Raw genomic sequence first — 24,091 nt, forward strand, 5'->3', positions numbered from 1 at the left:
AAGGCAAAGCAACGGGACCCATGAAAAACACATTGATCATATCGAGCCTGGCCCTGGCGGCGGCTACAGGTGCAGCATCCGCGCAAGAGGCGTGCTCGAACTACGAGATTCAGCGCGGCGACAGTCTGCGAGAGCTGGCGATTCAGGTCTATGCGACGGAAGATTTCCGCATCATTTTTGACGCCAACCGCGATGTGATTGGATCCAATCCGAACATCATTCGGGTCGGTGACGTACTGGCAATGCCCTGCCTTGAAGATATCGGTCGCACTCCGGTTCTGGCTGATACCGAGGCCGAGCGTCTGGCCGCCGAAATGGCAGCCGAGCTGGTCAAAGCTGCCGAAGAGCGTGCAGAACAGGCGATTGCCGAGGCCGAAGCCCGTGTAGCCGCCGCCGAAGCCGAGGCCAAGCAGGTCAGTGAACAGGCCGTGGTCGAAGCCAAGGCCGCCGCACGTGAAGAAATCGAGGCCGCACGCGCCGAAGGTGCCGCCCTGATCCGCGATGCCGGGACGGGCGAACGCCCTGAGGTGCGCGACCGTCAGGTGCTATTGATCACCGGCGGCGACTATCAGCCCTTCACCGACGAAGCACTGCCGCACCGTGGCCTCTATACGCATCTGGTGGAAACCGCGATGTTGCGCGCCGCACCCGAGCAGGCCTACAAGATTCAGTTCGTCAACGACTGGAACTCGCATCTGGATCTTCTGATGCCGACACTTGCGTTTGACGGAACTTTCCCCTGGTCGCGTCCGAATTGCGAAGAACCCGCGGCGCTGTCCGAAAACGACCGCAACCGCTGTGAGACCTACAACTTCTCGAACCCGTTCTACGAAGTGGTCGACACGTTCTTCGCCCGCGAAGGCACAAGCTATGTCGAAGCGCTCAGCTACGCTGATTTCGCCGGAACGACGATCTGCCGCCCCGAAGGTTGGTCGCTGTCACATATGGATGCGGTCAGTCTGTACGAGCCGATCATCACCTTGCTGCGCCCGGAATCGCCGGACGAGTGCTTTGAAGCAGTGATGACGGGCGAGGCCGACATTGTCGCAATCGAAGCGCACCTGGCCGACGGAGCCATCGGTCGGCTTGGCTACGAACACCGCATAGTCGAGAACCCGAATTTGGCGGCGATCAAGTCGCTGAATGTCATGACGCACAAGGACAACCCGGACGGAGAGGCGATTCTGGAAACGCTCAACAAGGGTCTGGCGATCATGCAGCAATCCGGCGAATGGCGAGACATCGTGTCATCCGCTCTTCGCTATCAAATGGAAAACGGCTGAGAAAACTGAAAAGCCATCTCAAATTTTATCTGGAGAAAACACCGAATGCCCAACTTCACGCTCCATAGTGTTGCGCTGACAACCGCTGCCGTATTGACGGTCAGTGCCGGAGCCGCTGCCGCCCAACAAGCCTGTACGAATTATACCGTGCAGGACGGCGATACCATGGCATCCATCGCGCTGACCGCGTATGGCACGTCCAACTACCAGCCCATCTTCAACGCGAACCGCGATGCGATCAGCAACCCCAACGCGCTGGATCCTGGGCTGTCTCTGGTCCTGCCTTGTGAGGACGGAAACCTACCAAACGGTCAGAGCGCAAGCGACATCATCGCGGCGCAGCAGGAGCGTTTTGCAAACTCTGCGCAGAGCAGTGCGTTCAAACGGCCGATCAAACTGGTGACCGGCAATGGCTGGGCTCCGTTCGCGGATGAAACCCTGAACGGTGGCGGGTTCATCACCCGTCTGGGCACCACAACGCTGCAGCGTGGTGGCAATAACGAGCAATTCTCGATCAGCTTCGTGGATGACTGGAACTCGCATATCGAAACCCTGCTGCCGCTGGGTGCGTTCGATGTATCGATGGCCTGGAACATCCCCGACTGCACCAACCGCAGCTATGAATGGTCATGGGAGACCGAGGTCCGCTGCACGCAGTTCCACGCCTCGGCCCCAGTCTACGACATCGTGTTCGGTTTCTACAGCGTGCCCGAGGGCAAATACGCCGGAGCCACCAGCTTTGACGACCTGCACGGCGCCACGATCTGCCGTATGGAAGGCTGGCCTTTGCACGATCTGGAGCAAGAAGGTTTGCTGCGCGACGACACCATGACGGTTGTGCAGCCCGCCACCGCACGGGAATGCCTGGATGCGGTCATCACTGGAACAGCCGACATCGCCACGTTCGAATTGCAGCTGTTCGCAGACGCCATGAGCGAAATGGGCCTGAATGCCAACGACCTGGTCGAGAACCCCTATGTCTCGACGCTGTCGTCCCTTCGCTTCATTACTCACCGGTCCAATCCTCAGGGTCAAAGATACCTTGCCCTGATGAACAAGGGCCTCAACGAAATGCGTGAAACCGGGGAATGGTACGCCATCATCTCGGATAGCCTGAATGAGCATAACGAAAGACTGCTAGACGCAATCAACTGAAACCTCATCTCCACATTCCAACTTATGGGAGGAATAAAAAATGCTAAGAGAAAAACTCAATACCAAAGTGATGACGGCAACCGCCGTCCTCACACTCTCCGCAGGTGCTGCAGCAGCGCAGGAAGCCTGTTCAAACTACACCGTGCAGGACGGCGACACGATGGCAACCATCGCCATCGCAGCCTATGGCACATCGAACTATCAGCCGATCTTCAACGCGAACCGCAACGAGATCACCAACCCCAATTCGCTAGAGCCCGGCCTGGTCCTGGCTCTGCCGTGTGAGGATGGCAGCCTGCCCAACGGGCAGTCGGCGCAGGAAATCATCGCGGCGGAAGAAGAGCGCGCGGCTAGCGTGAAACGGTCAAACGTTTATGCGCCACCGATCAAGATGGTTGCTGGCAACGGTTGGGAACCGTTCACCACCGAAGGTCTGAGTGGCGGCGGCATTATGACCCGTTTGGCAACAACCAGCCTGCAGCGCGCTGGCAACAGCCGCGACTTCTCGGTCAGCTTCGTGGATGACTGGACCTCGCACCTGGACACGTTGCTACCGTTGGGCGCGTTCGACATTTCGATCGCGTGGACCCTACCGGACTGCACCAACCGGTCCTACGAATGGTCCGAAGCAACCGAGGCTCGTTGTACCCAGTTCGTCGGGACCGTTCCGGTCTATGACGTTGTTGGTGGCTTCTTCACGCTGCCCGAAAGCAAATACACCAACGCGACCACATTCGCGGAGCTCGAAGGCGCAACCCTTTGCCGTATGCAGGGTTGGAGCATGGTAGTTCTGGAAGAGGTTGGCTTGAACAGCAAGAACCTGAATCTGATCCATCCCAACTCGGCGCGTGAGTGTCTGGATGCGGTTCTGACCGGCACTGCCGACGTCGCTGCCTTCGAGGTGGAGCTGTTTGCGGCAACTATGAAAGACATGGGCCTGACCTCGGAAGACATCGTTGAAAACCCCTATGTGTCCACCCTGTCGTCGATGAGCTTCCTGGCCCACCGTTCGAACCCGTTTGCCCGCGAATACATCGCGATGATGAACAAAGGTCTGAACGAGATGCGCCAGTCCGGCGAATGGTACGCCATCATCTCGGACACGCTGCGCGAGCAGAACGAAAAGCTGAACGCCGGTTCGAACTGATCCCTCGGTTCAACTGACGCAGAAGGGCCGGTTGTTTCAACCGGCCCTTTTTCTTGTCATGAAGACAAAACCGGTGTTTGAATTCGATCTGTTCGGCACGCCTGTGCAAGCTGTCCGAACGCTCTGACTTTCCACAGGACTGACTCATGATCCAAGACAACCCCGCGCTTATTGATGCCATTCGCGACAGGTTCGCTCATGTCGAAACTTGCCCGTTTCAGGGCGAACGCATTTTCTTTGAGAATGCAGGCGGCGCCCTGACTTTGAAATCGGTGGCTGAGACCTCAGCATTTTATGCGGCGATCCCGGACAATCCGGGCCGTATCAACCCTGCGGGGCAGGGCACGCAGAATGTGATCAACAAGGCCAAGCAGGATCTGGGCGTGTTCATGAACGCCTCAAGCGGCCAGTTCTTTGCCGGCGAAAGCGGCACCGAGCTATTGTTCCGCTTGATCCGTACCGCGTGTCTGGCCGCACCCAAACGGGCCAAAGTGATCGGGTCCTCCATCGAGCACCCGGCCACCCGCAGCGCCGCGCGCCGCTGGGCCGAGATTGCAGGGCTCGACTATGTGAACGTGCCGCATGACAACGATACGGGTCTGGTCACGGCTGAGGACTACGCCGCACTGATGACCCCGGATGTGGCGGTGGCGACGATCCTGCATGCCTCACCGGTGACGGGCATGGGCATGGATGTGGCCGCGATCTCGGCTGCGATCCGGGCGGTTGCGCCGGATTGCATGATCATCGTCGACGGCATCCAGCATGCGGCCCATGGGCAGCTCGATCTGGATGCGTACAACGTCGATGGCTATGCGATCTCACCTTACAAAGTGTTCTCGCGCCACGGATACGGGATTGCATGGATCTCTGACCGGCTGACCCATACGCCCCACGACATGCTGATCGACGCCCCCGCAACAGGGTGGGAGTTCGGCACCCGCGACGCAGGTTCCTATGCGACGGTCTCGGATGTGGTGTCCTATTTCGACTGGCTGGGCGGGGAAGTATCGGACGAGACCGACCCGCGCGCGCGGATCGAGGCTGCGGGTCGTGCCATTCACGCCTACGAAACTCATCTGACCAACACCGCCATCAACGGTACCGGCAACCTGCCCGGTCTGCGCGATATGGCTCACGTCACCATTCTGGCCGGGGCCGACAACCCAGCGCGAGAGGGGCTGGTATCGATCGTGGTCAAAGGCAAGGCATCCGAAGACGTAGTCGAGACGCTGAACCAGCAGGGCATTCGAACCCATACGCGCAAGGCCGACCATTACTCGGGCAATGTGCTAGGGCCATTGGGACTATCAGACTGCATCCGCATTTCCTTCTGTCACTACAACACGGAACAGGAAATCGCCCGCCTCTTGGCCGCCGTCAAAGAGCTTGGGGAAGACGCGTAGCGCTAAAGTCTCTGCCCGTCCTCGCCAAAAGCGAGGACGTTGGCCTGATCGAACGCGATCCCTGTCTGCGCGCCCGGCTCAACCCTGTGTTGGCCGAAGGCGCGGATGGTGAAGGGTTTTCCGGTTCCGATATCGACCATGATGTTCGTATCCGCACCCAGGTTTTCCACATGCACCACGGTGCCGGATAGAGCCCCGGTTTCAGAATGGGTGGCGTATTCCGGACGGATGCCGAAATAGGTGCCCTTTGGTCCGCCGATCATATCCGCCGGGACAAAATTCATGGCGGGGGAGCCGATGAACTCGGCCACAAAGCGGTTGGCGGGGTTGTTGTAGAGGTCCATTGGGCTGCCGATCTGTTCCACGCGTCCATCCCGCAGAACCACGATCTTGTCGGCGAGTGTCATCGCCTCAGTCTGATCATGGGTCACGTAGATCATGCTGGCGTCAATCTGTCGGTGCAGATTGGCGATCTCGACCCGTGTGTTCAGGCGCAGGGCGGCGTCCAGATTGGACAGCGGCTCATCAAACAGGAACAGTTTCGGGTTGCGCACAATCGCACGTCCGATGGCGACGCGTTGCCGTTGGCCGCCTGAGAGTTCGGCGGGACGGCGCTCCAGATAGTCCTCAAGCGACAGCATCCGGCTGGCCTCGGAAATGCGGCGCGAGATTTCATCCTTCGGGTGCCCAGCCTGTTTAAGCCCAAGCGCCATATTTCCACGCACCGTGAGATGCGGGTATAGCGCGTATGACTGGAACACCATCGCGAGCCCGCGTTTCGCCGGGGGCACGGTATTGACCTGCTCACCGTCGATTTCGACCGTGCCTGAGGTTGCATCCTCCAACCCTGCAATCACCCGCAACAAGGTCGATTTACCGCAGCCCGAGGGGCCGACGAAGACCACGAATTCGTTCTCCTCGACGGTCAGGTCGATGTTCTTCAGCACCTCAACCGGCCCGAAGGATTTACACACTTTGCTCAGCTTCAGGGCGGTCACGTCACGCCTCCTTCAGGTCAACCGGCTGTCCGGTTCGAATGCTTTCATCGGCCGCCAGGCAGATCCGCAGGGATTGCACCGCATCGCTCATGTGGCGGGTCAGGTCGATATCCTCGGCGATGGCGCGCAGCATGTAGGCTTGCTCTGCATCGCACAGCTCCTGATGGCCCGGTTCGCCGTCCATTTCGATCAGACTGTCCCCATCCGGGCGATGCACCAGAATGCCGCCCACTTTGGTGTGCCCGTCCACATCGTCCGAGGCACCCTTGTTACCTTCGGTGATCGAAACGGCCCCATTGGGTGAGACGATGTCTTTCACGAAGAACGCGGTTTCGGACATCATCGGGCCCCATCCGGCCTCGTACCAGCCGACCGAACCGTCCTCGAACACCACCTGAAACTGGCCGTAATTATACATATCCGGGGCGATTTCATCCGACAGGCGCAGGCCCATGCCGTTGACCCGTACGGGCAGGGCGTCGGTGATCTGGCACATCACATCCACATAGTGGACGCCACAATCGACGATCGGCGAGGTGGTCTGCATTAGCGCCTTATGCGTCTCCCAAGTCGGGCCGGTGGATTGCTGGTTGAGGTTCAGGCGGAACACGTAAGGCCCGCCCAAGCCGCGTGCCTCAGTGATCAATCGCATCCACGAGGGGTGGTGGCGCAGGATATAGCCGATCACCAGTTTGCGCCCCGTCTCGGCCGCTTTGGCGACAACGCGGCGCGCATCCTCGACCGTGGTGGCCAGAGGTTTCTCGACAAACACATGCGCGCCCGCCTCCATCGCGGCGCAGGCATAGTCGGCGTGACTGTCGGAGTAGGTCGCGATGACCACCAGATCAGGTGCAGTCTCTGCCAGAGCGGTGTGGAAGTCGGAGAAGGCGGGATATCCCTGCAACTCCGACTGATCGACCTGGCCCGAGCGATTGACCAGACCAACAATCTGCGCGTCGGTATGATGGTGATGCGCTCGCGCGTGGCTGAGGCCCATATTGCCCAGACCTGCGATGAGGACTCGGATCATTTAACCGCCCCCGAAGTGATGCCGCGGATCAATTGCCGCGAGAAGATGACATAGAGAACCATGACCGGCAAGATCGCCATGCTGAGCGCGGACAGAACCGCGTTCCAGTCGGTGACGAACTGCCCGATGAAGACCTGACTGCCCAGCGTCAGTGTCTTGGTTTCCTCGGCTGGGGCCAGGATCAGTGGGAACCACAGATCGTTCCAGATCGGGATCATGTTGAACACCGCCACCGTCGCCATGGCTGGACGCACAAGCGGCAGAACCAGTCGGAAGAAGATCGTGTATTCGCTGAGGCCATCAATGCGCCCCGCGTTTTTCAGATCGTCGCTGACCTGCCGCATGAACTCGGACAAGATAAAGACGGCCAGTGGCAGGCCCTGCGCGGTGTAGACCAAGATCAGCGCCATCAGCGTGTTCACCAACCCGGTCGCGACCATCATCTCAAGGATGGCGACCGTGCCGATACGGATCGGGATCATGATGCCCAAGGCCAGATAGAGGCCCATTACGGTGTTGCCGCGAAAGCGGTACTCGCTCAGGGCAAAGGCCGCCATCGCGCCGAAGAGCAGGATGAAGAACAGCGAGACCACCGTGACGATCATCGAGTTCTGGAAGTAGAGGAAGAAATCCCCCTGTTTCATCACCGTCTGATAGCCAATCATCGAGAATGTCTCGGCATCCGGCAGGGCCAACGGCTCACGAAAGATCGCTTTGCGGGACTTGAAGCTGTTGATCACGATCACGAAGACCGGGAACAGCGCGATCAGGGTGTACAGGATCAGCGCGCCATGCATGGCGGCGATATTGAACGGGTTTCTGCGGGCTTTGTTCATCTTTAGGCCCTCAGAACTGATACCGGCGGATGCGGGTCTGGATCAGGAACAGATAGACGCAGACGCCAGTCAGGATGATCGCAAACATACCCGTCGCGATGGCCGAGCCCATATGCGGATCGCCAAGCTGCAGCTGGAACCCGAAGAAGGTGCGGTACATGAAGGTGCCCAGAATATCGGTCGAGAAATCGGGCCCCGCCAGCGCGCCTTGCGCAGCATAGATCAGGTCAAACGCGTTGAAATTCCCCACGAAGGTTAGGATCGAGATGATGCCGATCGACGGCAGGATCAGCGGCAGTTTGATCTTCCAGAAGGCGGCCATGCCAGTGATGCCCTCGACCTCGGCGGCCTCAAGGATTTCTTCGGGGATCGACAGCAGGGCAGCATAGATCAGCATCATCGGGATACCGACGAACTGCCAGACCGACACCAGCGCCAGGGTGGTCAGGGCATACTCCTCTTTCCCCAACCACGGAGCATAGAGGGATTTCAGGCCAACAGCGGCCAGCATGTCCGGCGCAATGCCCCAGATCGGCGACAGGATCAGTTTCCAGGCAAAGCCAACGATCACGAAAGACAGGATTGTCGGAATGAAGATGGCCGAGCGGTAGAAAGCGGCAAACCTCAGCCGCGGGTGGCTGAGCATGGCGGCCAGAGCGATGCCGATCGGGTTCTGCACCAGCATGTGAATGAAGAAAAACCAGAAGTTGTTACCTAACGCATTCCAGAACGCATCCGACCATAAGGGATCGCCGAACAGGGTACGGAAATTGTCCAGCCCGACAAAGACGCGGGATTGATCGACCTCGGTATAAAGCGCCAGCCGCAGCGTGTTGAAAAGCGGCAGGATCATCACGGCAGTGTAAACCAGCACGGCGGGCGCAAGGAACACCACTATGTGCCATTTGATCCGGCTGTTGCCCATCTTGTGCCTCGACTGTTCTGGGTGGGTCCGGCCCGAAGGCCGGACCCGTTGGTTTCGTGAGTGGTTATTGGTGCGGTGCGTACCAGGAGGCGAGGCCATCCTGCAGGCGCTGCCCCGCGTCCTCGGGGCTTTCTTCGCCCTTGATGACCTGAGCCGAGGCGTTCCAGGTCTCGTTCTCAAGGTTTGGCGTGCCGCGCGACAGGATCTGATAGGTCGAGCGGATGGTCGAGCCACACTCGCCACGCCAGCTTACGAACTCCTGCGCCAGCGGGTCGTCCATCGCGACGTCAAAGCTGGACAGCGAGAAGAAGCCGGGCAGGGCGTTGGCGTAGATGGTTGCGAACTCTTCCGAGCCGACCCAATCCAAGAAGGTGCGCGCAGCCTCTGCGTTGGGTGACGCGGCGTTCAAGCCGATAGCGATATCGGTGTGATCCGAGATATAGCACTCATCGCCCGCATTCTGGACCGGAGGCTTAAACGCACCCATTTCGAAATCGGCCAGATTGTTGAAACCGCTGATCTCCCAGCTGCCTGCCGGATAGACGGCTGCGCGGCCCAGAGTGAACAGGTTCTGGCTGTCCGGATAGGTCTGGGCTTCGAACCCGTCGCCCATGTACTCACCCCATTTCGCCAATTGGCGATAGGGTGCAACCCATGCCTCATCCGTCAGCTTCTGTGAGCCTTCGATCAGAGCCAGGCGGCCTTCTTCACCTTTCCAGTAGTTCGGGCCGATGTTGTTGTAGCCCATGGTGGCCGCTTCCCACTGGTCATTGGTGCCCATGGCCATTGGGATATAGGTGCCGTCCTCTTTGATCTTGTCGAGCGCGGCGAAGAACTCAGCCTCGGTTGTCGGGACTTCGATGCCCAGCTCGTTGAAGGCGTCTTTGTTGTAGATGAAACCGTGAATGACCGAGGCCATGGGAACACAGAAGGTCGCCGCGCCGTCATCAGTCTGCCACGCAGATTTCGCCACGTCCGAGAAATTGGCCATGCCGCCCAGATCCGACAGATTCGTCAGGTGACCGGCCTCATAAAGGCCAAGCGAAGTGTCGAACGGACGGCAGGTGATCAGGTCTCCGGCCGATCCGGCATCCAGTTTAGCATTCAGGGCCGCGTTGTATTCTGCAGGGGCCGAAGGCGTGAATCGAATCTTGATATCCGGGTTCTGCGCCTCAAAGGCAGGGATGATCTTTTCCTGCCACAAGGCCAGATCGTCATTGCGCCAGCTTTCGATGGTCAGAACCGTTTCGGCATAGGCGGCGCCTGCAAGGGCCGACGACGCCAGCAAAACGGCGCTTAGTGATACTTTCTTCATGGTCTTTTCTCCCTTGGTATTTTGTTTGGTTTTAAAGTTGTTTCAGTGCTGGGCGCAGGTGGCCATCGTATTGCGCCAAAAGCGCCTCGGCCCGCTCCGGGCTTTCGGCGCCTGCGGCCAGCAAGATCGCCTGTTTCACGTTGCCGGACGCGCGGGTCAGTGCATCACTGGCCTGCTCTAACGAGACCCCGGCGATTTTTCCAACGATCCCTTCGGCGCGTTGGCGCAGTTTATGGTTGTCGGCAATGACGTTCACCATCATCCCGTCGTGCACATGCCCAAGGCGAATGCCCATCAGCGTGGACATCATATTAAGAGCCACTTTCTGCGCCGTCGCGGCCCCAAGGCGCGTTGAGCCTGCAATGGGTTCGGGCGGCGTGTTCAGGTGGATAGCGCAGTCTGCGCAGGCGAACAGCGGTGCCTCTGCATTGTTGGCGATTCCGATGACTTTGGCACCCTGCGCGCGCGCACGGCGCGCAAATTGGACGGCATAGGGCGTGCTGCCACTGGCGGAAAGGGCGATTACAGCGTCACCCGGTTGTACCTTGGCCGCCGCAGTTTGCGCCGCAGTTTCATCATCTTCGGTATGACCGGGCATTGCTGCGCCCTGCGGTATCCCGCCTGCCATGCATATCGCCATGGTCTCAGGCGAAAGGCCGAATGTTCCGGACAACTCGGCCCCGTCCGCCAGCCCCATCAGGCCCGACGAACCGGCTGCAGCGTAGTAAATCTTGCCGCCCCGGCGCACAGTCTGCGTCAGAATGGCGGCTCCCTCTGAAAGGGCATCCAAGCAGCCGTCAAGCCCGCGCAATGCCGCCTTCTGTGCCTCAAGCAGATAGCCCAGGATGTCGGCATTTTGCCTCAGGTCGAGCCCTTCGACCTCGTCGCGCAGCATTTCCGTTTGCGGCAGCATTTGATTCCTCCCCAGATGAGAGTAATACCTATATAATACCTTTTGTCTACCTCTCCTTGGAAAAATATGCTAAAAACCCCTGATTTGGCCGATAATTCTCAGTTTCTATAAGCTGAGGTCTTTTTTTTCGGCAAAAGGTATTCTAAAGGTATCTATATGGATGAGTCCTTCCAATACCTGATTGCAATCGACGGCGGTGGCACAAAATGCCGGTTCGCGATGGTCACACCTGACGGTCGGGTCGAGGTGACATTGGGTAGTGCCAATGCCTTCTCGGATCGTCAGAAAGCGCTGCGTACCCTCGATGAGGGGCTGCAGGCCTTGGCCGATAAAGCGCAATTATCCCGAGCACATCTGGCCGAGATGCCGACCTATGCAGGGCTGGCTGGGGTGACGGATGCCGTTGCGGCGTCGGAGGTTGCGCGCAGTCTGCCCTCGCGGATTGTCGAAGTCGAAGATGACCGCAGATCGGCGGTTGTGGGCGCGTTGGGCGCGCAGGACGGTTCTGTGATCGGCGTTGGAACGGGATCCTTTCTGGCCCGTCAGGCCGATGGGCGAACGCAGTTTATTGGCGGCTACGGGGCTTTGATCGGCGATCAGGCCTCGGGCAATTGGTTAGGCGTTCAGCTACTGCAACGCGTTCTTTTGGCGATGGACGGCATTCAACCACACAGCACGCTGACCCTAACGATCAGCGCAGAGTATGACGACGATCCTATGCAAATCGTTGCGTTTGTTGGACAGGCGATCCCCTCTGATTTCGCAAGCCTCGCCCCCGAGATCATCGCGGCTGCGGCTGGTGGTGATCCCGTGGCGCAGGAACTGATGCAGGGCGGGGCCGACTATCTGGCGCAAGGGCTGCGTGCACTTGGTCACACCGATGGATCGCCTATCTGCATGATCGGCGGGGTCGCGCCGCACTATACGGACTATCTGCCGCCTCACATGCAGGCCTGCCTGACCGAGGCCAAGGGCTCGCCGCTTGACGGTGCCCTGATTTTGGCGCGTCACCTGGCCGAGCGGGCAAAGGTAGGAGCGGGATGATGAGCGACACGATCGAGACATTCCTGAAACCCGCCGATTGGCTGCAGGAGGCCACAGGCCCCCTTTACGTACGGCTGCGCAAGCGACTTGAGCAAAGCATCGAGGCTGGCGTTCTGGCCGAAAGCGCCCCGCTACCGGGCGAGCGTGAAATGGCCCATCTGACCGGCCTGTCCCGTGTTACCGTCCGGCGCGCGCTGCAGGATCTGGTCGAGCGTGGCATCATCGTGCAGCGTCAGGGCTCGGGCAGTTTCGTGGCGGACGGAACGCCTCGGGTCGAACAATCGCTGTCTCTGCTGACCTCTTTTACCGAAGACATGACCCGTCGGGGGCTGGATTCGACCAGCGAGTGGTTGGACCGGGGCATCCACACACCCTCACCGGAAGAGGTCATGGCGCTGGCCCTGTCCTCGGGCGAAGAGGTGGCGCGGTTGTCGCGTCTGCGCATGGCCAATGACAGGCCAATGGCGATTGAGCACGCGGCCCTGCCGGTCGATATCCTGCCGCATCCCGAAGGCGTAACATCCTCGCTCTATGAAGTGCTGGAACGTGATGGCAACCGCCCGGTACGCGCCATGCAGCGAATTTCAGCGATCAACCTTGAGGCCAACGATGCCGCCGTTCTGGGGGTCGAGCCGGGCGTGGCAGGGCTGCGGATCGTCCGGACCTCGTTCCTGTCCAATCGACGTGTGGTGGAATTCACCCGCTCTGTCTATCGCGGTGATGCCTATGATTTCGTGGCCGAACTGCGCCTTGCAAATAGCTAGGAAAGCCTATGCAACAACAGATCACCCGGATGCGCCGGGAAATCGACGAGATACCCGAAGTGGTCGAACGGCTGCTCAGCCGAGGTCAAAAGGACATCGCGTCCACCGCCGAGGTCGCCCGGACCCTTGATCCTGCCTTTCTGACAAGCGTGGCGCGGGGGTCGTCGGATCATGTCTGCACCTATCTCAAATACGCGTCGGAAATCCTGTTGGGCCTGCCGGTGGCCTCGGTTGGGCCTTCTGTCGCGTCGATCTACAACGCGCGGCTTCGGTTGCAAAACAGCCTATGTCTGGCCGTGTCCCAGTCCGGGCAAAGCCCGGATATCCTGGCGATGGTGCGCAGCGCGGATCGTGATGGCGCGCTGACCATCGGACTGACCAATGACGCGGCCTCTCCGCTGGCAGCATCCTGCGCCCATACGATTGATATACAGGCAGGCTCCGAACTAAGTGTGGCCGCGACCAAGACATTTGTGTCCTCGGCCGTGGCAGGCCTGTGGGTCTTGGCTGAATGGGCGCGGGATGAGGCGCTATTGGCGGCCATTCGCGATTTACCAGAACGGCTGGCGCAGGCTGCGCGTATTGACTGGCCTGAGGTACGGGCTGCGATTGGGGCGAACGCGTCGCTGTTCACCTTGGGGCGCGGGCAGGTGCTGGCCATGTCCAACGAGGCGGCTTTGAAGTTCAAAGAGACCTGCCAGTTGCATGCCGAAAGCTATTCTTCGGCCGAAGTGCTGCATGGGCCGGTCTCGATTGTCGAAGAAGGGTTTCCTGTCCTCAGCTTTGCTGCTGCCGATGCTGCGGAATCCGCGTTGTCCGAGGTCGCCGATGCGATCAGCGCCAAAGGGGCCCGCGTTTTTGCGACCACGACCAAGGTCAAATCTGCGTCGCCGGTCGAACATGTCCGCACGCTACACCCGCTGACCGACGCGCTGAGCCTGATCGTTTCGTTCTACTCCATGGTCGAGGTTTTCGCCGCCTCGCGCGGCATTGACCCGGATGCCCCCCGGCACCTCAAGAAGGTGACGGAGACGGTATGACGGAGACGACCCACGCCCTCATCGGAGCGGATATTCTGACGCCGGACGGCATCGTGAAAGACCACGCGCTGTTGCATCGGGGTGGGCGGGTTGATGGCGTCGTTCCCATGTCGGAACTTGGCTCTGGGCATGTGCCAGTCGCGCTGGAGGGTGGACTTCTCGCGCCGGGTTTCGTCGATCTGCAGGTCAATGGCGGCGGCGGGGTGATGTTCAACAACCAGCCGGATGTCGACGCGCTGCAGATCATGGCTGGGGCTCATGCGCAGATCGGGGCGACCTCGATCCTGCCGACCTTGATCACGGATTCGCCCGAGGTCACCGCAAACGCCATCTCAGCCGCGATTGAGGCCGTACGGCAAGGCGTTCCGGGGATCGTTGGCCTGCACCTGGAAGGCCCGCATCTGGCTGTCTCCCGCAAAGGCGCGCATGACGCTGCCTTTATCCGCCCGATGGAGGATGCGGATGTCGCGGCCCTGCTTGAGGCCGCCGCCCAATTGCCGGTGCTTATAGTGACACTGGCGCCCGAAAGCGTCACTAACGCCCAGATTGAAACACTGACGGCGGCCGGCGTATTGGTCTCCTTGGGGCATACCGATGCCAGTTATGAGGTCTGCGTTGCCGCCGCAAAGGCTGGTGCGCGCTGTGTGACGCATCTGTTCAACGCGCAAAGCCAGATGCAAGGACGCGCGCCGGGAACCGTTGGCGCGGCATTGGCCGAGGGAAAATTCTCGGCGGGTCTTATCGCGGACATGATCCATGTTCATCCCGCCATGATCCGCAATGCGTTGAATGCCAAGCTGGGACCCGGTGAGATTTTTCTGGTCAGCGATGCCATGGCGACGGCAGGGTCGGATATCCGCGTGTTTGAACTCAACGGCCGCGAAATTCTCCGCGACGACAACCGGCTGACGCTGGCCGACGGAACGCTGGCAGGCGCGCATCTGGAATTGCTGCAAGCGGCGCGGAATCTTACCGAGCAGGTCGGTGTGCCGTTTGAACAAGCCCTGCACATGACCAGCCTTGTGCCTGCGAATCTGATCGGCAATCGTCAGATCGGACGTTTGACCAGAGGCGCGCTGGCACATGTCTTGCATATCGGCCCTGAGGGGGACCTGCTGGCCGTCTGGCAGGACGGTCAGCAAATCCGCGGCTGAGGCTGTCGGTGGCACTGGTCTGCGCGCTTTGAAAATCGCCCATCTTGCGCTATCCTGAACCAGAGCAGTAATCAGGAAAAAACGGAATGCGTAAATGCATAGGCGGCGTCATGACCGCCGCATTGTGGGCATCCATGATGCAGGCAGGTTTAGCAGAAACTTCCAAAAGGTCAGAAAATCGACTTTTGGACAATACGATACAATTGGCCTCGGCGGATGTGGTGGTCTCCCTCCGGCCGGTGCCGCGACCTTCGGCTGAGGCCGTTCGGGTGTCGGTAGAAGGCAACGCCCGCTTTCAGGCATGGCTCGGCGCGTTTCAGCGGCGGGCGATGGCGCAGGGGATTACTCAGCAGACATTGGATCACGCATTGTCCGGGCTGAGTTATGACCAAAAGGTCATCAAGCGGGATCGCAATCAGGCCGAATTTTCAAAGCCGATCTGGGAATATCTGGACGCGGCTGTCTCGGACACACGCATCTCAAATGGTCGCGCGGCATTGGACCGGCATCGGAAAGTCCTGCTGCAGATCGAGGCGCAATATGGCGTCGAAAAAGAGGTCGTGACTGCCATTTGGGGCCTCGAGACTTCGTTCGGGTCGTATCGTGGCAGCAACCAGACGATCCGCTCGCTGGCGACTTTGGCCTTTGATGCCCGTCGTGCTTCGTTTTTCGAGACCCAGTTGATTGCCGCTTTGCGGATCATTCAGGCTGGGGATGTAAGTGCGGGTCGCATGGTGGGCAGCTGGGCTGGCGCAATGGGGCATACGCAATTCATGCCAACCTCGTATCTGGACCACGCAGTTGATTTCGATGGCGATGGGCGCCGTGATATCTGGTCTGAGGACCCGACCGACGCGCTGGCCTCGGCCGCCGCTTATCTGGCCCGACATGGGTGGACTAAGGGGCAACCTTGGGGTGTGGAGGTACGCCTGCCCGGGGGGTTCGACTATGCGACGGCTAAGAGGGATTACACTCTGACGCCGTCTGACTGGGCGGCACGTGGTGTGGTCGGGCTGGATGGCAAACCGGTGCGCGATCATGGCCGGGCGGCGATCTTGCTGCCTGCGGGCGGGCAGGGCGTTGCGCTGATGATCTTTGACAACTTCCGCGTGATCGAGGCGTATAACGGTGCGGATGCCTATGTGATCGGAATCGGCCACTTGTCGGATCGTTTGAGTGGAGATGCTGCGTTTCAGGCCAGTTGGCCGCGTGGTGACCGGGTGCTGAGTTTTACCGAGAAAAAGGAATTGCAAACGCGGTTGACGCAGGCCGGGTTTGATACCCAGGGCATAGATGGGCGCACCGGGCCGAATACGGTGAATGCAGTGCGGGCCTATCAGCTGGCTCAAGGACTGCTGCCAGATGGCTATGCGTCCATTCGTTTGCTTGAGCGGTTGAGGTAGAGGAGGGGGGCTCTGCCCCCGCCGCCTATCGGCGTCTCCCCCGGGATATTTTCAGCCAGATGAAGGGCGGATCAGGAGGCCGCCTTCATCAGGCCCTGCGCGATGATCTCGGCTTGCGCTTCGTCCAGAGACTTGTGGATGCGCACAAACATCTCGTCAATATCCGCCGTCGTCAGGATCAGAGGCGGAGAGATGATCATCCGGTCACCCACATGCCGCATGATCAGGTTGTTGGCAAAGCAGCGGTCGCGGCAGATATAGCCCACCGTGCCGGGGGCTGAGGCGAACTTGGCGCGGCTGGCTTTGTCCGGGGTCAGCGCGATCGACGCCATCATGCCGACAATCTTGGCCTCGCCCACCAGCGGGTGATCGGCCAGCGCCTCCCACTTCTGCTTCAGGTATGGGGCGGCGACGTCGCGGACATGCTCGACGATCTTTTCTTCTTCGAGGATGCGCAGATTCTCCAGAGCAACAGCAGCCGCGACCGGGTGGCCGGAATAGGTGTAGCCGTGGTTAAACTCCGTGCCGCCGATCACCTCGGCGATTTCGTCGTTGACGATTGACCCGCCGATGGGCGCATAGCCCGAGCTGAGGCCCTTGGCGATAGTCATGATATGAGGCTTGATGCCAACGGTCTGCGATCCGAACCAGTTGCCGGTGCGGCCAAAGCCACAGATCACTTCATCGGCGATCAGCAGGATATCGTATTTGTCGCAGATGCGCTGGATTTCGGGCCAGTAGGTATCGGGCGCGACGATCACGCCGCCTGCGCCCTGAACAGGCTCGGCGATGAAGGCCGCGACCCGGTCTTCGCCCAGTTCCAGAATGGCTTCTTCTAGTTCTCGCGCACGGGCGAGGCCGAACTCTTCGGGCGTCATGTCACCGCCTTCGGCCCACCAGTTGGGTTGATTGATATGGTGGATGTTCGGGATCGGAATACCGCCCTGTGCGTGCATGCCGGCCATTCCGCCCAACGAAGCGGAGCCCACTGACGAGCCATGATATGCATTGTGCCGGCTGATGATGATGTTCTTGTCGGGCTGGCCTTTTTCGGCCCAATAGGTGCGCACCAAGCGGATGTTGGTGTCGTTCGCCTCGGACCCGCCAGCGGCGAAGAATACGTGGTTCAGATCGCCCGGCGCAAGCTCGGCCAGTTTGTTGGCCAGTGCAATTGCGGGCACGTGGGTCGTTTTGAAGAAGGTGTTGTAGTAGGGAAGCTCGCGCATTTGGCGGGCGGCGGCGTCGGCCAGCTCATCGCGCCCGTAGCCGATATTCACGCACCACAGGCCGGCCATCGCGTCCAGGATCTGTTCGCCTTCGCTGTCTGTCAGATAGACGCCTTTGGCGCGGGTGATGACGCGCGCGCCTTCTTTCCCCAGCGCTCCGTTGGCAGAGAACGGGTGCATGTGGTGGGCGGCATCCAGCGCTTGCAATTCGGCGGTGGGCATGTGGTTTGTGATCGTGGACATCCGAAAGACTCCTGCAACGGTGGTTGCGAGTCACAATATGATCAAATTATTTCCTGTCAATCGAATCGGTGTTTTCTAGATGTCCGAGGCAGACTCGATCATCAGTTCCATGCCTTGCTCGATATCCTGAGCGGTCGCTTTCGCCACCTTTTCCGCATCCCCGGCACGCAGCCCTGCGATGATGTCCTTATGGCGATCAGGCAGGCTTTGAGTGCCGAAGCGACCGCAGACCACACGCAAGGATGGCCCGAATCGGAGCCACAGACGCTCGGCCAAATCGCTCAGAACGGGCGCATCGGCATGTGCATATAGCGTTTCGTGGAATCTGTGGTTGAGATGCAGGTAGCCATGAACGTCACCATCCGCGATCATCTGGTCCAATTGCTGGTCGATTGATTCCAGTTGATCAATGTCGCTGGCGGACATTTTGGCGGTGGATCGCCTTGAAAGCTCTGATTCTATGGCAATTCTGGCGAAGATCACTTGCTCAACATCACCGCTGGACAACAGGGGCACACTGACCCTGCGATTGCCCTGAAACACTAATGCGCCGTCCGAGATCAGACGACGAATCGCCTCACGCACGGGGGTCATGCCGACGCCGAGCGAATCAGTCAGGCCCTGAATGGTGACGGGCTGACCTGGGACCAGCTCGCCGAACATGATCATAGATTTGAGGGTGTGGTAGACCTGTTCGTGCGCGGGCCGTTTCCCGGCGTCAATATTGGGCTTAGGTGCCTTATTTTTGATCAAATCCAATTGGTTTGCCTTGTCTCGATGGGTGCCGACTTGCCGGGCTGTTGACCTTTTGGAACCATAGTTCAGAAAGTCGAAAAACGCAAAACTTGATCAAATCCAAAAAAACGGGACAATACCCACCATAATCGCAGGGAGAACAAAAATGATGTTCAAGACGCTGACACTGACAGCGGTTCTCGCATTGGGGACTTCGGCGGCCTTCGCCGAAGAGGTGCGAGTCTATAACTGGTCGGACTATATCGACGAGGAGCTTCTAACGAAGTTCGAGGAAGAGACAGGGCTGACCCTGATCTACGACGTGTTCGACAGCAACGAATTGCTGGAGACCAAGATGCTGGCCGGTGGCTCTGGCTATGATGTCGTGGTGCCCTCGGGTACATTCCTTCAGCGCCAGATCCAGGCCGGAGCATTCCGGGAACTGGATACGGCTCAGCTGTCCAATGCTGGCAACCTTTGGGATGTCATCCAGGAGCGTACTGCCGGATACGACCCGAACAATGCTTATTCGATCAACTACATGTGGGGCACCACGGGCATTGGTGTGAATGTCGGAAAGGTGAAAGAAGCGCTGGGGGATGACGTTGCGCTGAACAGCATGGATTTGGTGCTGAAACCCGAAAACATGGAGAAACTAGCCGAGTGCGGAGTGCATTTCCTGGATGCCCCCGCTGAAATGATCCCGATGACACTGCAATATCTGGGGGAGGACCCGGATAGCCATGACCCGGACGTCATCAAGAAGGTCGAGGAAGTTCTGACCGGCGTGCGCCCTTACATCCAGAAATTCCACAGTTCGGAATATATCAACGCGCTGGCCAATGGCGATATCTGCGTTGCAGTTGGTTGGTCGGGTGACATTCTGCAGGCCCGCGACCGTGCGGCCGAGGCCGACAACGGCGTTGAGATCGAATACCACCCCTTCGCAGAAGGCTCGCTGATGTGGTTCGACCAGATGGCTATTCCGGCGGACGCTCCGAACCCGGAAGGCGCGCATAAGTTCCTGAACTTCATCCTTGATGCCAACAACATGGCGGCGGCGTCGAACTATGTGTACTACGCCAACGGCAACAAGGCCTCGCAAGAGTTCCTTGAGGAAGACGTGATCGGTGATCCGGCGATCTATCCGGATGATGCGACGATGCAAAACCTCTACATCACGACACCTTACCCGGCAAAAACACAGCGGGTTGTGACCCGTATGTGGACCAAGATCAAATCGGGCACCTGATCCGATTTCGCGCAAGGCGGCGGGGATCGCCTTGCGCCCACTTCCAGATTGTCGAACGGGGGCCGTTTTGAACTCTGACGTCTTTGCGCCGTGGGATGACCCGCAGGCGAAACCCTTGATCCAATTCCAGAATGTTACCAAACGGTTTGGAGATTTCACGGCCATAGACAATCTGTCTCTGGACATTTTTGAGAAAGAATTCTTTGCCCTGCTCGGTCCGTCGGGTTGCGGCAAGACCACGATGATGCGCATGCTGGCGGGGTTCGAAACGCCGACCGAAGGGCACATCATTTTGGGCGGTCAGGACATTGACCCGATCCCGCCCAACAAACGCGCAGTGAACATGATGTTCCAGTCCTACGCGCTGTTTCCGCATCTCAGCATCTGGGAAAACATCGCCTTCGGTCTGCGTCGGGACAACATGCCCAAGCATGACCTTGAGGACCGGGTGGAAGAGATGCTGCGCCTGACCCGGCTCGAGCAATTTGCACGCCGTAAGCCACATCAGATCTCGGGCGGTCAACGGCAACGGGTCGCGCTGGCGCGGTCGCTGGCGAAGGCGCCTAAGCTGTTGCTCTTGGACGAACCTCTGGGTGCGTTGGACAAGAAACTGCGACAGGACACGCAGTTCGAACTGATGGATATTCAGGAGAAGACCGGCACGACTTTTGTGATCGTTACCCACGATCAGGAGGAAGCCATGACCGTCGCCAGCCGCGTGGCGGTAATGGATCAAGGTCGCTTGATGCAGGTCGCCACGCCCGATCGCATCTATGAAAACCCGAACTCGGTCTATGTTGCTGACTTTATCGGCGACGTAAACATCATCGAAGGCCACGCCACTGCGAATGGTGAGGAAACCTATCGGATCGACTGGGCCGAAGGGCAGGCTCCGCTGACGGCAACCTCGGCGAACGGCTTCTCGGAGGGTCAGGCCTGCCATCTGGCGATCCGGCCCGAGAAGGTGACGATCTCAACCGACCGCCCTGCCGAGGCAATCAATGCCGTGCAGGGCAAGGTGTTGGATATCGCTTATCTGGGCAACCTCTCGACCTATCATGTCGAGCTGCCGAACGGCACGATCATCAAGGCGCAAACGGCCAATACCCGCCGCATCTCGCGTCGGTCATTCACATGGGAAGACCCGGTCTGGCTGTCTTGGACAGCGACGGCTGCGGTCCTGTTGGCAAGCTGATGCGCCGCGCGCTGCTGATCGCAGTTCCTTATGTCTGGCTGTTGGCGCTGTTTCTGGTGCCGTTTTTCATTGTCCTGAAAATCTCACTCTCGGACACGGAACTGGCGATCCCGCCCTACACGCCGACCTTGGACCTGTCGCAGGGTTGGGCCGGGATCAAGGATTTCTTCAGCCAGCTGGATTTTGAGAATTTCGTCTGGTTGACCGAGGATGACCTGTATTGGAAGGCCTACCTCTCCAGCCTGAAGATCGCCCTGATCTCAACCTTTCTCACGCTGCTGGTGGGATATCCGATTGCCTATGGCATGGCGCGCGCGCCTGCTGAGTGGCGCCCGACACTGATGATGTTGGTGATCCTGCCGTTCTGGACCTCGTTCCTGATCCGCGTTTACGCTTGGATGGGTATCTTGTCGAACGAAGGGTATCTGAACCAGCTCTTGCTGTGGACGGGTATCATCTCGACCCCGCTGACGATTCTGAACACCAACACGGCGGTATATATCGGCATCGTTTACACCTATCTGCCGTTCATGATCCTGCCGATCTATTCGTCGTTGGAGCGCATGGACGAGTCACTGATCGAAGCCGCCGAGGATCTTGGATGCTCGCGCCTTCAGGCCTTCTGGCTGGTGACGATCCCCTTGTCGCGCCCCGGCATCATTGCGGGCTGTTTCCTTGTCATGATCCCGGTGATCGGTGAGTTCGTGATCCCCTCACTTCTGGGCGGCTCGGGCACCCTGATGATCGGCAAGGTCCTGTGGGAGGAGTTCTTCTCAAACCGTGACTGGCCGGTCGCAAGCGCGGTGGCGGTGGTTCTGCTGCTGATCCTCGTGGTGCCGATTGTGCTGTTCCAGCGCAATCAGCAGAAACAGGCGGAGGCTGAGAAATGAACAGATTAAGCTGGTTCAACACGGTTTCCCTGACACTGGGGTTCGCGTTCCTGTACATCCCGATGATCATCCTGATCATCTTCAGTTTCAACGAAAGCAAACTGGTCACTGTCTGGGCTGGGTTCTCGACCAAATGGTACGGAGAGTTGGCCCAGAACGAAGCGTTTCTGGACGCGGCATGGGTGACGATCCGGGTGGCGGTGTTCTCATCGACGCTGGCAACCATTCTGGGTACCGCCGCGGCCTATGTCCTCGTTCGCGGAGGGCGCTTCTTTGGCCGCACCCTGTTCTCGGGAATGATCTATGCGCCGCTGGTCATGCCAGAGGTGATCACAGGTCTTTCGCTGTTGCTACTCTTCATCGGCATCGGATTGGACCGGGGGATTCTGACCATCGTTCTGGCCCATACGACCTTTTCGATGTGCTTTGTGTCGGTGGTTGTCTCCTCGCGTCTTGTGACCTTTGACCAGTCGCTGGAAGAGGCCGCCTTGGACCTTGGCTGCTCGCCCGCGCAAGCGTTTCGTCTGGTGACCCTGCCGATCATCGCACCGGCGGTGATCTCAGGCTGGCTGCTGGCGTTTACTCTGTCTCTGGATGATCTGGTGATCGCGTCCTTTACTTCGGGTCCGTCTGCCACGACCTTGCCGATCAAGATTTTCTCGGCCGTGCGGCTTGGTGTCAGCCCTGAGATTAACGCGCTGTCGACTCTCATGATCGCGGTTGTGACTATCGGCGTCATCACCGCCTCATTGGTCACCAAGCGTGCCATGATGCGGCAAAAGCAGGATGAGATGGCCGCCGTGCGCGCCGAATGAAGCGGATATTTCCAGACTACACCTATGGCGATGGGCCAAGGCAGGGGTGCTGGTGGGATGAAACTATAGCCGCCCCCGACTGGCCCGAGCAGCAGGGTGATTTGCAGGTTAATGTTGCCATCATCGGCGGCGGCTTCACCGGAGCTTCGGCCGCGCTGCATCTGGCGGATGCCGCCGTGTCCGTCGCTGTGTGTGAAGCCGAAACACCCGGTTGGGGGGCTTCAGGACGCAATGGTGGGTTCTGCTGTTTGGGGGGATCAAAACTCAGCTACAAGGCCATGTGTCGTCGCTATGGTGAAGCTTCCGCGCAAGCCTATTCCGAAGCTGAAAGCGACGCGGTGCAACTCGTCGCAAGCCTTCTGGACCGCTATGGGATCGACGTGGATCGGCATTCAAAAGGTGAGACGCAACTGGCCCATTCCCGCCGCGCGATGGAGGCGCTGAGGCGCAAGGCCGAAGATCAAGGCATACTGCATGAAGCTACCGATCTACCCGGTCTAGGCCTGAACGGGCCGTTCCATGGTGGGTACACGACACCTGTCGGCTTCGGCCTCAATCCCCGGAAATACCTTTTTGGTTTAACCCAAGCCGCGCAGGCGCAAGGCGCAATGTTTTTTCAGAACAGCCCCGTTCTGAGCATTGAGAAGACCGCGTCAGGCTTTGCTGTTCAAACACCAAAGGGCCAAATCCGAGCCGACAAAGTGTTGGTCTGCACCAATGGGTACTCCAGCGAAGATATCCCGCCTTGGATGTCGGCTCGTTACATGCCTGCCCAATCCACGGTGCTGGTCACTCGTCCTCTGACGCCGGGCGAGAAGGAGGCGCAGGGTTGGACCTCGGATCAGATGTCCTACGATACGCGCAATCTCTTGCACTATTTCCGCCTGATGCCGGACGGTCGGTTCCTGTTTGGCATGCGGGGCGGGCTGCTGTCCTCACCCAAATCCGAGGCAGCGATCCGCACGCAAGTGCAGTGCGACTTCAAGCACATGTTCCCGGCGTGGGCCGAGGTAGACGTCACTCATATCTGGTCGGGCATGGTGTGCATGTCGCGCGATCTGGTGCCCTTTGTCGGGCCGGTTCCGGGGCAGGCAGGGATGTTTGCGGGCTTTGCCTATCATGGCAACGGGGTCGCCATGGGCACCTATAGCGGCCGGGCCCTGGGGCGGTTGGCGCTGGGTCAGACCAGCGAATTGCCAAAGGTTGTGTCCGAGACCGCCCGGCGCTTTCCTTTGGGCTGGTGGCGGCGCGCCCTGATGCCGCCCGCCTATGCCGCTATGGGGTTGGCCGATCTGTGATCCACTGCAAAAGGCTTTGCAGAA

Annotated in this window: 22 protein-coding genes; 14 read left to right on the top strand and 8 right to left on the bottom strand. The window is 59.3% G+C overall.

The features are described from left to right. Positions 1-20: 20 nt before the first annotated feature. From ACR0AI_RS14935 to ACR0AI_RS14950, 4 genes are all read left to right on the top strand, one after another. Complete coding sequence (locus ACR0AI_RS14935) at positions 21-1,283, top strand: transporter substrate-binding domain-containing protein (RefSeq protein ID WP_170375717.1); 1,263 nt, start codon at positions 21-23, stop codon at positions 1,281-1,283. A 45-nt stretch (positions 1,284-1,328) separates the two neighbouring features. Next, a complete protein-coding gene (locus tag ACR0AI_RS14940; protein WP_480675322.1) occupies positions 1,329-2,438 on the top strand; it encodes a LysM peptidoglycan-binding domain-containing protein in 1,110 nt (369 codons plus the stop codon). Between the two features lie 40 nt (positions 2,439-2,478). After that, positions 2,479-3,585 (top strand): LysM peptidoglycan-binding domain-containing protein, encoded by a 1,107-nt coding sequence (locus tag ACR0AI_RS14945; protein ID WP_480675321.1) that lies wholly within the window; start codon positions 2,479-2,481, stop codon positions 3,583-3,585. 146 nt (positions 3,586-3,731) lie between these two features. After that, positions 3,732-4,991 (top strand): aminotransferase class V-fold PLP-dependent enzyme, encoded by a 1,260-nt coding sequence (locus ACR0AI_RS14950; protein WP_480675319.1) that lies wholly within the window; start codon positions 3,732-3,734, stop codon positions 4,989-4,991. Positions 4,992-4,993: 2 nt separating this feature from the next. Here the strand turns inward: ACR0AI_RS14950 and ACR0AI_RS14955 are convergent, their stop codons facing one another. From ACR0AI_RS14955 to ACR0AI_RS14980, 6 genes are all read right to left on the bottom strand, one after another. Then, entirely contained in the window at positions 4,994-5,989 is a 996-nt protein-coding gene (locus ACR0AI_RS14955) for an ABC transporter ATP-binding protein (protein WP_170471518.1), read from the bottom strand. Between the two features lies 1 nt (position 5,990). Next, complete coding sequence (locus tag ACR0AI_RS14960; RefSeq protein WP_480675317.1) at positions 5,991-7,019, bottom strand: Gfo/Idh/MocA family protein; 1,029 nt, start codon at positions 7,017-7,019, stop codon at positions 5,991-5,993. Next, on the bottom strand, positions 7,016-7,855 hold the full coding sequence (locus tag ACR0AI_RS14965; protein ID WP_480675315.1) for a carbohydrate ABC transporter permease: 840 nt from the start codon (positions 7,853-7,855) through the stop codon (positions 7,016-7,018). Before ACR0AI_RS14965 ends, ACR0AI_RS14960 begins: the two co-directional genes overlap by 4 nt. A gap of 10 nt (positions 7,856-7,865) precedes the next feature. Beyond that, positions 7,866-8,780 (bottom strand): carbohydrate ABC transporter permease, encoded by a 915-nt coding sequence (locus ACR0AI_RS14970; RefSeq protein WP_170459957.1) that lies wholly within the window; start codon positions 8,778-8,780, stop codon positions 7,866-7,868. A 64-nt stretch (positions 8,781-8,844) separates the two neighbouring features. Then, positions 8,845-10,095: an ABC transporter substrate-binding protein gene (locus tag ACR0AI_RS14975; RefSeq protein ID WP_480675313.1), complete on the bottom strand. Its 1,251-nt coding sequence runs from the start codon at positions 10,093-10,095 to the stop codon at positions 8,845-8,847. A 31-nt stretch (positions 10,096-10,126) separates the two neighbouring features. Then, complete coding sequence (locus ACR0AI_RS14980; RefSeq protein ID WP_480675311.1) at positions 10,127-11,008, bottom strand: N-acetylmuramic acid 6-phosphate etherase; 882 nt, start codon at positions 11,006-11,008, stop codon at positions 10,127-10,129. A gap of 156 nt (positions 11,009-11,164) precedes the next feature. Here ACR0AI_RS14980 and ACR0AI_RS14985 point away from each other — a divergent pair, with 156 nt between their 5' ends. The 5 genes from ACR0AI_RS14985 (at position 11,165) to ACR0AI_RS15005 (ending at position 16,413) form a co-directional block, all read left to right on the top strand. After that, positions 11,165-12,052 (top strand): glucosamine kinase nucleotide-binding domain-containing protein, encoded by an 888-nt coding sequence (locus ACR0AI_RS14985; protein ID WP_480675309.1) that lies wholly within the window; start codon positions 11,165-11,167, stop codon positions 12,050-12,052. Beyond that, entirely contained in the window at positions 12,052-12,816 is a 765-nt protein-coding gene (locus tag ACR0AI_RS14990; RefSeq protein WP_170638126.1) for a GntR family transcriptional regulator, read from the top strand. Before ACR0AI_RS14985 ends, ACR0AI_RS14990 begins: the two co-directional genes overlap by 1 nt. An 8-nt stretch (positions 12,817-12,824) precedes the next feature. Continuing rightward, positions 12,825-13,856: an SIS domain-containing protein gene (locus ACR0AI_RS14995; RefSeq protein ID WP_480675307.1), complete on the top strand. Its 1,032-nt coding sequence runs from the start codon at positions 12,825-12,827 to the stop codon at positions 13,854-13,856. Continuing rightward, complete coding sequence (gene nagA, locus ACR0AI_RS15000; RefSeq protein ID WP_480675305.1) at positions 13,853-15,010, top strand: N-acetylglucosamine-6-phosphate deacetylase; 1,158 nt, start codon at positions 13,853-13,855, stop codon at positions 15,008-15,010. The genes ACR0AI_RS14995 and nagA overlap by 4 nt, the downstream gene beginning before the upstream one ends. A gap of 86 nt (positions 15,011-15,096) precedes the next feature. Next, the gene (locus ACR0AI_RS15005; RefSeq protein WP_480675303.1) at positions 15,097-16,413 is read left to right on the top strand and encodes a lytic murein transglycosylase; all 1,317 of its coding nucleotides are present in this window, start codon (positions 15,097-15,099) and stop codon (positions 16,411-16,413) included. 71 nt (positions 16,414-16,484) lie between these two features. Here the strand turns inward: ACR0AI_RS15005 and ACR0AI_RS15010 are convergent, their stop codons facing one another. After that, positions 16,485-17,882, bottom strand: coding sequence for an aspartate aminotransferase family protein (locus tag ACR0AI_RS15010; RefSeq protein WP_475218331.1), 1,398 nt, complete (start codon positions 17,880-17,882; stop codon positions 16,485-16,487). A 75-nt stretch (positions 17,883-17,957) separates the two neighbouring features. Beyond that, positions 17,958-18,641 carry a GntR family transcriptional regulator gene (locus ACR0AI_RS15015; protein WP_170766770.1) on the bottom strand — a complete coding sequence of 228 codons (684 nt, stop codon included), beginning with the start codon at positions 18,639-18,641 and terminating at the stop codon, positions 17,958-17,960. Positions 18,642-18,783: 142 nt separating this feature from the next. Here ACR0AI_RS15015 and ACR0AI_RS15020 point away from each other — a divergent pair, with 142 nt between their 5' ends. From ACR0AI_RS15020 to ACR0AI_RS15040, 5 genes are all read left to right on the top strand, one after another. After that, complete coding sequence (locus ACR0AI_RS15020) at positions 18,784-19,869, top strand: polyamine ABC transporter substrate-binding protein (RefSeq protein ID WP_170375682.1); 1,086 nt, start codon at positions 18,784-18,786, stop codon at positions 19,867-19,869. Between the two features lie 67 nt (positions 19,870-19,936). Then, a complete protein-coding gene (locus ACR0AI_RS15025) occupies positions 19,937-21,064 on the top strand; it encodes an ABC transporter ATP-binding protein (RefSeq protein ID WP_170375680.1) in 1,128 nt (375 codons plus the stop codon). Beyond that, on the top strand, positions 21,064-21,954 hold the full coding sequence (locus ACR0AI_RS15030) for an ABC transporter permease subunit (RefSeq protein WP_170528328.1): 891 nt from the start codon (positions 21,064-21,066) through the stop codon (positions 21,952-21,954). Before ACR0AI_RS15025 ends, ACR0AI_RS15030 begins: the two co-directional genes overlap by 1 nt. Then, positions 21,951-22,769, top strand: coding sequence for an ABC transporter permease (locus ACR0AI_RS15035; RefSeq protein WP_170375678.1), 819 nt, complete (start codon positions 21,951-21,953; stop codon positions 22,767-22,769). The genes ACR0AI_RS15030 and ACR0AI_RS15035 overlap by 4 nt, the downstream gene beginning before the upstream one ends. Then, the gene (locus ACR0AI_RS15040) at positions 22,766-24,067 is read left to right on the top strand and encodes an NAD(P)/FAD-dependent oxidoreductase (protein WP_480675300.1); all 1,302 of its coding nucleotides are present in this window, start codon (positions 22,766-22,768) and stop codon (positions 24,065-24,067) included. Before ACR0AI_RS15035 ends, ACR0AI_RS15040 begins: the two co-directional genes overlap by 4 nt. The last annotated feature ends 24 nt before the right edge of the window (positions 24,068-24,091 follow it).

This window comes from Ruegeria sp. BG3 (assembly GCF_056538485.1).